This is a genomic window from Bacillus sp. JJ722 (genome assembly GCF_036963345.1).
GTDB lineage: Bacteria > Bacillota > Bacilli > Bacillales > DSM-1321 > Bacillus_AD.
The window spans coordinates 1-9,578 of the sequence record NZ_JBALMO010000042.1 but is presented as its reverse complement, the minus strand read 5'-3'; the positions used below and the strand labels follow the sequence as shown (position 1 = coordinate 9,578).

12 protein-coding genes are annotated in these 9,578 nt (G+C 36.8%); 1 reads left to right on the top strand and 11 read right to left on the bottom strand.

Annotated elements, in window-relative coordinates; all coding sequences use genetic code 11:
* Positions 1-6: 6 nt before the first annotated feature.
* From V7014_RS06915 to V7014_RS06865, 11 genes are all read right to left on the bottom strand, one after another.
* On the bottom strand, positions 7-195 hold the full coding sequence (locus V7014_RS06915; protein ID WP_335505552.1) for a hypothetical protein: 189 nt from the start codon (positions 193-195) through the stop codon (positions 7-9).
* A gap of 9 nt (positions 196-204) precedes the next feature.
* Positions 205-591: an aspartate 1-decarboxylase gene (gene panD, locus V7014_RS06910; protein WP_335505550.1), complete on the bottom strand. Its 387-nt coding sequence runs from the start codon at positions 589-591 to the stop codon at positions 205-207.
* Positions 592-629: 38 nt separating this feature from the next.
* Complete coding sequence (panC, locus tag V7014_RS06905) at positions 630-1,475, bottom strand: pantoate--beta-alanine ligase (RefSeq protein ID WP_335505548.1); 846 nt, start codon at positions 1,473-1,475, stop codon at positions 630-632.
* Positions 1,475-2,308, bottom strand: a complete 834-nt coding sequence (gene panB / locus V7014_RS06900; protein ID WP_335505547.1) for a 3-methyl-2-oxobutanoate hydroxymethyltransferase — start codon at positions 2,306-2,308, stop codon at positions 1,475-1,477. The genes panC and panB overlap by 1 nt, the downstream gene beginning before the upstream one ends.
* A 294-nt stretch (positions 2,309-2,602) precedes the next feature.
* Entirely contained in the window at positions 2,603-3,580 is a 978-nt protein-coding gene (locus tag V7014_RS06895) for a biotin--[acetyl-CoA-carboxylase] ligase (protein WP_335505545.1), read from the bottom strand.
* Positions 3,565-4,758 carry a CCA tRNA nucleotidyltransferase gene (locus tag V7014_RS06890; RefSeq protein WP_335505543.1) on the bottom strand — a complete coding sequence of 398 codons (1,194 nt, stop codon included), beginning with the start codon at positions 4,756-4,758 and terminating at the stop codon, positions 3,565-3,567. Before V7014_RS06890 ends, V7014_RS06895 begins: the two co-directional genes overlap by 16 nt.
* Positions 4,755-5,897: an N-acetyl-alpha-D-glucosaminyl L-malate synthase BshA gene (bshA, locus tag V7014_RS06885; RefSeq protein WP_335505541.1), complete on the bottom strand. Its 1,143-nt coding sequence runs from the start codon at positions 5,895-5,897 to the stop codon at positions 4,755-4,757. Before bshA ends, V7014_RS06890 begins: the two co-directional genes overlap by 4 nt.
* A complete protein-coding gene (gene bshB1 / locus V7014_RS06880) occupies positions 5,894-6,607 on the bottom strand; it encodes a bacillithiol biosynthesis deacetylase BshB1 (protein WP_335505539.1) in 714 nt (237 codons plus the stop codon). Before bshB1 ends, bshA begins: the two co-directional genes overlap by 4 nt.
* Before the next feature lie 19 nt (positions 6,608-6,626).
* A complete protein-coding gene (gene mgsA / locus V7014_RS06875; protein ID WP_335505537.1) occupies positions 6,627-7,016 on the bottom strand; it encodes a methylglyoxal synthase in 390 nt (129 codons plus the stop codon).
* Positions 7,017-7,028: 12 nt separating this feature from the next.
* Positions 7,029-7,829 (bottom strand): 4-hydroxy-tetrahydrodipicolinate reductase, encoded by an 801-nt coding sequence (gene dapB / locus V7014_RS06870; RefSeq protein ID WP_335505535.1) that lies wholly within the window; start codon positions 7,827-7,829, stop codon positions 7,029-7,031.
* Position 7,830: 1 nt separating this feature from the next.
* Positions 7,831-8,178, bottom strand: coding sequence for a nucleotide pyrophosphohydrolase (locus tag V7014_RS06865; RefSeq protein ID WP_335505533.1), 348 nt, complete (start codon positions 8,176-8,178; stop codon positions 7,831-7,833).
* A 300-nt stretch (positions 8,179-8,478) separates the two neighbouring features.
* Between V7014_RS06865 and V7014_RS06860 the strand changes: the two genes are divergently transcribed.
* Positions 8,479-9,351, top strand: coding sequence for a YitT family protein (locus tag V7014_RS06860; RefSeq protein WP_335505531.1), 873 nt, complete (start codon positions 8,479-8,481; stop codon positions 9,349-9,351).
* Positions 9,352-9,578: the final 227 nt, after the last annotated feature.

Below are 9,578 nucleotides of genomic sequence, written 5' to 3'. Positions count from 1 at the left end.
AAAATTTTATACTTTCTTATCTTTTAAAAAAGCGGTAGCGCCTATATTGCACCATATCTTCCATTTAAACATTAGGAAGGAAGACCACGCTCCGTTAAAATTAAAAAAGCTGACGTCACCAATTGTAACGTATATAATCCATCTTACATGATTATACAGTTTCAATTCAATGCAGTCAGCTTCTTTCCTTCTCATTTAAGCTAATTATATTAAAATTGTTGCTTCTGGTTCATGAGAAATCATTTCTTTAATTGTATTATTCGGACCCATTATTGCAATCTTTGGCTGATGATTTTTCACTTCATCATTTGAGAGAACTGCATAAGAGATGATAATAACAATATCTCCCGGTTGCACAAGTCGTGCTGCAGCTCCATTCAAACAAACAACTCCACTTCCTCTTTCTCCAGGAATAATATACGTTTCTAGTCTAGCACCGTTATTATTGTTTACAATCGCGACTTTTTCATTTGGTAACAAATCTACTGCATCAAGAATATCTTGATCGATAGTAATACTTCCTACATAATTTAAGTTTGCTTCTGTCACAGTTGCACGATGGATTTTGCCGTTCATCATAGTTCTAAACACCGTATACTCCCCCAATTCCCATTAGTAGTTTCTCTTTATTAAACCGTTATGATTACATTATCAATTAGTCTAGCAGATTGGAAAGCAACAGCTAGCGCTATAATACATTGACCCTGTAATTCTTTAACAGATTCAAGAGTAGGATATGAATAGATTTCTATATAATCAATTTTACCTTTTGTTGATTTAGATAAATGTTCAGTCATCAACTTTGTAATTTCATCAGGATTTCGTTCGCCTTCATGAATTGCTTTTTGTGCCAATTGTAGACTTGCATACAATTCTTTAGCTTCTTGTCGCTCCTCTTCTAGAAGGTACACATTTCTTGAACTTTTCGCTAATCCATCTTCCTCACGAACAATCTCTACTCGCACGATCTCAACTGAGAAATTAAAGTCGCTTACAAGTCCTTCTACAACCGCTACTTGCTGTGCATCTTTCAAGCCGAAATATGCACGTGTTGGCTTAACGATATTAAATAATTTTGTTAGAACAGTTGCTACTCCATCGAAATGGCCTGGTCTTGATTTACCACACAACACATCTGTTCGCTTCATCACTTTAACTGTTACAGATGGTTCATCGTGGTACATTTCTTGAACCGTAGGGAAAAAGATAAAATCAACATGATGATTCTTCGCTACTTGCTCATCTCTATCCATATCTCGAGGGTATTGATCCAAATCTTCATTGGCACCGAATTGTAATGGATTGACAAATATACTAAGAACGATGACATCATTATCGCGCCGTGCTTCAGTTAACAGCTTTTCATGACCTTCATGTAAATATCCCATAGTTGGTACAAAGCCAATTTGTTTTCCTTCATTTCGTAAAGGAGTTAATTCATTCTGCAAGTCTTCAATTCTAGTAATAATCTTCATTATTTGCCTCCGTACAGTGCTGCTACTTCCGTTTCTTTCATCGTAAATGAATGTTCTTGAGAAGGGAAAGAAGTATCCTTCACCTCTTTACGATAAGACTTAATTGCCGAAAGAATTTCTTCGTTCACATCACAATATGCTTTAACAAACTTAGGTAGTCGATTAACGCCGTACTTAACCACATCATGGTACACTAACACTTGTCCATCTGTTTCATTCCCAGCACCAATACCGATTGTTGGAATCGTTAATGCTTCTGTGATCATTTTTCCAACTTGATACGGTACACATTCTAACACAAGAGCAATTGCTCCAGCTTCTTCACATTTCTTAGCATCCTGTATAAGCTTCTCGGCAGCTTCAGCGTCTTTCCCTTGTACTTTGTAGCCGCCAAGTACACCTACTGATTGCGGAGTTAATCCTAAATGTGCCACAACAGGAACACCAGCCTTAGTCAAAGCAGAAATTTTGTATAATACTTCATCTGCTCCTTCAACTTTAACAGCATCAGCTCCGCCTTCTTGCATAATTCGAGTGGCATTCTTTAATGTCTCATCTATTGATAAATGATAGCTCATAAACGGCATATCAGTTACGGTAAAAGTATCCTTCGCACCACGTTTTACAGCTTTCGTATGATGAATCATATCATCAACTGTGACCGGAATTGTTGAATCATATCCTAGAACAACCATTCCAAGCGAATCTCCAACTAAAATCATATCCACTTCTGCTTCTTCTGCTATTTTAGCAGAAGGATAATCATAAGCTGTTAACATCACAATCTTTTCATTTTGTTCTTTCATCTTCAAAAACTGGCTATAAAGCTTCATTATTCTTCCTCCTTTTTATTAGAGGAGATAAAACGTTGGCGCTTGCGAGAAAAGTGGAAGTATCCTAAAACTCCCACTTCAAACAAAAAAATCCTTCTTAATACAGAAGGATTCCTTAACGTCCACATTTGTTTCATCCCTCTGTCCCTGTCCATCTACGGATCTAGGCAGATATACTATAGTTATTTAACTAGCCTTCTTAGGTGCAGTTCATTTTTTGATACTGCCCAAAAGTATTATACCAAAGCATGCTAGTTTAATGCTATATATAATGTGAAAATTATGAAAACGTTTTTATATTTCAATATCAGCTGAATAAATGGAGTGTACTTCATTTTTGGAATCTTTAAGAAGTAATACACCATCATCTGTAATACCTAAAGCAATACCTGTTAACCTGCCTTGAGGTGTTGTAGCTGTAATTCTCTTGCCCATATTAATGGCATAGCTCTCCCATAATTGTTTAATACTCGTAAAACCGTCACGTTGAAAGTTTTGATATAAATCTTCCAACTTGGTTAATACAGAACAAATTACTTCTTCTCTTAATAAAGTCTTTCCACCCTCAATTAATAGAGAAGTTGCAATTTCACGTATTTCTGGTGAGAAATCTTCAACTAGTTGATTAACATTAATTCCTACACCAATAACGACTGAATGGATACCATCTGCCTCAGCTTGCATTTCCGTCAGTATTCCACATATTTTCTTACCATTAAGTAAAATATCATTTGGCCACTTAATTTGTGCTGTAATACCTGTTATTTCTTTAATACCTTGTACAACAGCAACCGCTGTAATCAGCGTTAACTTTGGCGCCTGATGAATCGGAATATTAGGCTTCAAAATAATACTCATCCAAATACCCGTTCCTTTAGCAGAGTGCCATTGTCGAGCTAATCGACCTCTTCCTGATGTTTGTTCATCCGCTACAACGATTGTCCCTTCAACTCCCGTTGAGTTTGCTAGTTCATTCGCTACTTTCTGTGTAGAATCTAAACTATCATAATAATAGATTTGCTGACCTAAGATTTTTGATTTCAAATGCAAACGAATGCTATCCGCTGACATTTTCTCAGGAACACTTACAATTCGATAACCTTTTTTCCGAACAGCTTCTAATACATAACCTTCGCTGCGTAAATCTTCGATATGCTTCCATACAGCTGTTCGAGAAGCACCTGTTAATTCAGCAATTTTTTGCCCCGAAATAAATTCATCACCAGCTTGTGCAAAAGCTTCCAATAATTTTTTTCTTATATGAGATTGCATCGTTGCACCTCCTTATATATCGCTTCCGTCTGATTTGGAAGATCTCCATCAATAATTTTCTTCGTTATAATATGTAACGTTTCTTTAATCCACGGTCCTTTTTCACGAGTAGACCATTGCGTAAGTAGTGTCCCGTTAACTTCTAATTGTGAAACATCATGGATTGGTAGTGAATCCCAGATACTCCTTGTTTTTTCTTCAGCCTGTTTAGAATCTAGTTGTTGTAAAAAACAGGATACTTTAATTGCACTTAAACTGTTCTCTATACCTGCAGTAAACAGCGTCATTTTATCATAAAAATCACCTTGATGAATTGCTCGAAGAATCGCTTGAATACGACGAATTCTCTTAACTGGTAGTCTCCAAGCTCGTAAAAAACTGTCGATTTCATCAAGAGATGCCACATAAAAAAGTAATACAGCCCATTTCTCATCAAGATCAAGTTCACCCTGTAAATCATGTTGGACTACTTTCATCAGGCTGTCCTTCTTCTCTGAAAGTCCTGGCAAATAAGCAAACAAGTTCGTTTCAATTAATAATTGAAACGCTTGTTTTACATTTGGCCCAGTTAATAGTTTTTCAAATTCTGCTGTAATTCGCTCAATTGAAATATTATTTAATAATAACTGATTTTCTTCTAAAGCTTGTAATGTCTCATCCGAACAAGTAAAAGAAAGCTGGCTAACGAAACGAAGTGCTCGCATCATTCGAAGTGCATCTTCTGAGAAACGATCATTTGCTTCTCCAACTGTTTCAATTAATCCTTTTTGTATGGCTTGTTGTCCGCCAAAAGGATCAATGATTTCACCTCTCGTATCCATCGCAATCGCATTCATCGTAAAGTCTCGACGCTGTAAATCATCTTGAAGGGAACGAATAAACTTCACTTCCTTCGGTTTACGATAATCGATATACTCACTTTCCACACGATATGTTGTAATCTCATATGATTCACCATGTTCTAGGACCAGTACCGTTCCATGCTGTATACCAACATCAATTGTTTTAGAGAAAATCGATTTCACCTCATCTGGAGTTGCAGATGTAGCAATGTCCACATCATGAATAGGGCGTTGTAATAAATAATCACGTACACAGCCGCCAACAAATACGGCTTCAAAGCCGTGTTCTTCAATTTTCTTTAGTATAGGCAAAGCTTGTACAAATAGTTCATTCATGACAAATCCCTTTCACTTTCAGACAGTAATTTATAATATATATTTTCATATTGAGAAATGATAGAAGTAGAGCAAAATTTCTTGCAAACCGTTTCCAAACAAGCTTCTGAAAACTTCTTATGTAATGCTTCATCTTGTAACAATGAAATAGCGTAGTCCGCACTGGCTTCTATATCCCCAAGTTCACTAATATATCCATTAACTCCGTGATCGATGACTTCAGGAATACCACCAATGTTTGTACCAATGCAAGGAACTCCACAAGCCATTGCTTCTAACAGCACCAAACCAAAGCTTTCCTTCTCAGATAACAGCAACATAAGGTCGCTCATACTATACAACTCTTGTACATTATCTTGCTTTCCTAAAAACAATACATGTTCATGCAATTGCAATTCATCCACTAAATCACATATAACGCTCATTTCAGGTCCATCACCAACTAATAACAGCTTAGAAGGTACCTGTTTCTGCACACGATGGAATACGCGGATAATATCTTGAACTCGTTTCACCTCTCGGAAGTTAGATACATGGATAAGAATTTTTTCATCCTTTAACCCTAAATCTTGTCTAAACGTTGCATCAAGTTGCTTGTTATATACTTTCTCATCAACGAAGTTATAAACAGTATGGATTACTTGGTCAGGATGAATGATTGCCATCGTCTCTTTAGCCAATGAATGAGATACAGCAGTTACATAGTCTGACTTTTCGATACCAAATTTAATTAATCCATGTAACGAATTGTCAGAACCTAACACAGTAATATCCGTTCCATGAAGTGTTGTTACAATTTTCACATCTCGATCAGCCATTTGTTTCGCTAGAATCGCACAAACAGCATGAGGGATAGCATAATGTGCATGAAGAATATCTAATTTCTCACGTTTAATAACCTCTGCAATTTTGCTTGCCATTGATAAATCATAAGGTGGATATTGAAATACAGAATAAGCATTCACTTCTACACTATGAAAAAAGATTCTCGGATGCATTTTCTTCATTCGAAATGGCATGCTACTTGAAATGAAATGAATATTATGGCCTTTATTAGCTAATAATCGTCCTAGTTCCGTCGCAACTACCCCTGATCCACCAACAGTCGGATAACATATAATTCCAATATTTAAGCTCATTTTACTTCTCCTATCAAATCATTTGAAAGCAAAATAGGCTTCTTCGTGAAAAAACCCTCTGCATAGTTGACTCCAACTTCCTTACCGTTCATCTTTTCCCTTGCGACTATACTTTCAATATAATCTTCAACTAGTGGGGTCTTATAACTTGTTTCTGTAGATTCAAATTGGCTCTTATACGCCTGTAAACTCTTTACCTTATCATCGATATGATTTGATATATCTACAACGAAATGTGGCTTATGAAATCCATTAATCATGTAATAATACATCGATTCTACACGATGTGGCTTAAGCCCTTGTTCATCTATATATTTTCTAACACCCGCAGAAAAGCATGCTTCTTCAACAAGCTTTGCACAATTACCATGATCAGGATGACGATCTATCGTATAAGGTACAAATACTAGCCTTGGTTTGTACTTTCTAATAATCGCCGCAATTCGAGCAATATATTCTTCTCTCATAAATAATCCACGATCAGGTAAAAATGCATTTACCCGTTCTTTGATACCTAAAATCGTTCCAGCTACACCCGCTTCAACCATACGTGTGTCTATTGTTCCATTTGAAGACATTTCAGCTTGTGTTAAATCACAAACTACGATATTTTTCCCAGTAGTAGCATATTTAGCAATGGTTCCACCCATACCGATTTCGACATCATCAGCATGTGCTCCGAAAGCAAGGATATCTATTTCATATTGCATTTTCTTACTCACCTTAATTTTATAATTTTCTCCAATCAATATCTCCACGCTCTAAACCATGGATAAGCACTTCAGCTGTTCCCATATTCGTCGCAAGCGGGATTTTATATACATCGCAAAGTCTAACAAGTGCAGTCACATCAGGTTCGTGAGGTTGAGCAGTAAGCGGATCACGAAAGAAGAAGACAACATCCATTTCATTGTTGGCAATTCGTGCACCGATTTGCTGATCGCCTCCGAGCGGACCTGATTGATACTTATGTACTGTTAAACCGGTCTCTTCCGTAATTCTTGAACCAGTTGTACCGGTTGCAAAGAGTGTATTCTTCTCGAAAATATGTCGGTAAGCCGTCACAAAGCCAACTAAATCATCTTTCTTCTTATCATGTGCGATCAATGCAATATTCACGTTAAAACACTCCTATTCAATAATGTTTTCTAACCCGTATACTAGCACATCTAACTTCATCACATTTTCCACAGCAACCTTTACTCCAGACATAAATGAAGCACGATTATAAGAGTCGTGGCGAATAGTTAATGTTTGTCCGTCTGCACCGAATAATACTTGTTGATGGGCGATTAATCCTGGAAGACGTACACTATGAATATGCATTCCATCAATACTCGCACCACGTGCGCCAGGAATTGTTTCTTTTTCATTTGGGTGTCCTTGTAGTTTCGGTTCACGAACTTCGCGAATTAAATCTGCCGTTTTCACTGCTGTACCAGACGGAGCATCTAGTTTTTGATCATGATGCAACTCAATGATTTCAACATCTTGAAAATATTTTGCCGCCATTTGTGAAAACTTCATCATTAAAATAGCACCAATTGCAAAGTTAGGAGCTATAATACAACCTAAACCTGTTTTACTGCATAATTCATCTAGCTCTTTCAAATCATCTTTTGAAAACCCTGTTGTTCCGACTACTGGTCTTACACCGTGCTGTAAAGCTGTTACGGTATGATGCATTCCTACTTCAGGAGTCGTTAAATCTACTAAAACATCCGCTTGAACTTCTTGAAAGCATTTTGCAATATCTGAATAAATAGGCGCAGAAATACCCGCAAATCCCTCTACATCTTGTAAATTGCCACCATCGTTTTTACGGTCGATTACAGCTACTAATTCAAAGTTTTCCGTTTCATTCACTAAGAGTACCGCTTCTTTCCCCATTCTACCCCTTGGGCCTGCAATAACAATCTTTACTGTTTCCACTTTATTCGTTCCCCTTTTCTTGTTCTATTTTAGTCCATCTATTTTGATCTCTTGTTTGAAACTTATTCATGACCAAATCGTGTGCTTCTTCAAGATCAATATTTAAAGAATTAGCGAAACAAATTAGAACAAATAACATATCCCCTAATTCTTCTTTAATTTCTTTTTCATCTTCAGTCGCTTTTTTTGGTTTTTCTCCATAATAATGATTTACTTCACGAGAAAGTTCTCCTAACTCTTCTGTCATTCGCGCTAGCATAGCAAGTGGACTGAAATATCCCTCTTTAAACTGTCCAATATATTGATCCACTTCATCTTGTAAAGTCTTCATGCTTTTCGGCATATTCATCATCCTTTATATGTACATTCGTAATTTCATTATAACAAAATTTGCTTCTTTCATTTTACTATGTAAATCGCTAAAAGAAAAAGAACATATATTTGCAAATTATTCCACTCGAAAAGTGAGTATACTCCATGTTAACGAAAAGAGTATAGTAATTCAAACCTTTCTTCATTTAACGTAGAAAAGAATACTACTTTATATAAAATCCTATACTATGAAGTTATTTGCCTTCACATAATTACTTCTTATATAATTAAGAGCACGTACGTGCATATACTTTGTACAACTTGGGGGTGGACACTTGTGATTTATGGGTTAAAATTTAAAAACATATTATTCATTCTTTTAGGGGCGGGAATTTTTGCATTTGGATTAGTACATTTTAATATGCAAAACCATTTAGCAGAAGGTGGCTTCACAGGGATTACATTGATCCTTTATCAATTATGGGAAATAAATCCTTCTGTCTCCAACTTAGTGTTAAACCTCCCAGTATTCTTTATCGGTTGGCGTTTCCTTGGTCGTACTTCGTTTCTGTATACCATTATCGGAACAGTCGGACTTTCTATTTGGCTAGCTATTTTCGAACGAAAACAATTTCATATTCCACTAGAAAATGATTTAATGCTTGTATCCTTGTTTGCTGGTGCCTTTATCGGTGTAGGTCTAGGGATTATTTTCAGATATGGTGGCACAACAGGTGGGGTAGATATTATCGCTCGCCTCGTTCAAAAGTACGTTGGTTGGAACATGGGACGAACAATGTTCATCTTTGATGCTGTTGTTATTGGCTTGTCTCTATTAACCTACTTAAATTATCGTCAAGGTATGTACACCTTAATTGCTGTTCTGATCGCAGCGAAATTGATAGATTTCATGCAAGAAGGTGCCTACACTGCTAGAGGTGCAATGATTATTAGCGAAAGAAATGATGAAATATCCGATGTTATTATGAAAGAAATGGAACGTGGCGTTACAGTGCTTAAAGGTTACGGCTCCTATTCGAAGAAAGATCGTGAAGTTCTTTATTGCGTCGTAGGTAAGAATGAAATCGTACGTTTGAAAAATGCCATTACTTCTGTAGATCCACACGCATTTGTATCCGTTAGCATTGTTCATGATGTACTTGGTGAAGGCTTCACACATGATGAAAATAAGAATCCAATTGAAAGATAAGCAGAACAAAAGCGCAAGTCGCGCCCGTTCAGCGCCGTATGAGACTTACGCACTTCGCACGAGATAAAGGAAACACGAAGAGCTGATAAGCGATTCGATTGTCTAGCTTCAACGGCCATCCCCTCGTGTCATAAGCCAAACCACTTCGGAAATCAGGATTTCCTGTGTGATTCGGCTTATGACAGCGGGGCTAAACGGACCGTTTCCTCATTTCATAGTTGACTTAT

Bases quoted from the DNA above. Each gene is read 5' to 3' on its own strand.
- V7014_RS06915 (WP_335505552.1), bottom strand. From the start codon at position 195: ATGAGAAGGAAAGAAGCTGACTGCATTGAATTGAAACTGTATAATCAT.
- panC (WP_335505548.1), bottom strand. From the start codon at position 1,475: ATGAAGATTATTACTAGAATTGAAGACTTGCAGAATGAATTAACTCCT.
- panB (WP_335505547.1), bottom strand. From the start codon at position 2,308: ATGAAGCTTTATAGCCAGTTTTTGAAGATGAAAGAACAAAATGAAAAG.
- V7014_RS06895 (WP_335505545.1), bottom strand. From the start codon at position 3,580: ATGCAATCTCATATAAGAAAAAAATTATTGGAAGCTTTTGCACAAGCT.
- V7014_RS06890 (WP_335505543.1), bottom strand. From the start codon at position 4,758: ATGAATGAACTATTTGTACAAGCTTTGCCTATACTAAAGAAAATTGAA.
- bshA (WP_335505541.1), bottom strand. From the start codon at position 5,897: ATGAGCTTAAATATTGGAATTATATGTTATCCGACTGTTGGTGGATCA.
- bshB1 (WP_335505539.1), bottom strand. From the start codon at position 6,607: ATGCAATATGAAATAGATATCCTTGCTTTCGGAGCACATGCTGATGAT.
- V7014_RS06865 (WP_335505533.1), bottom strand. From the start codon at position 8,178: ATGAATATGCCGAAAAGCATGAAGACTTTACAAGATGAAGTGGATCAA.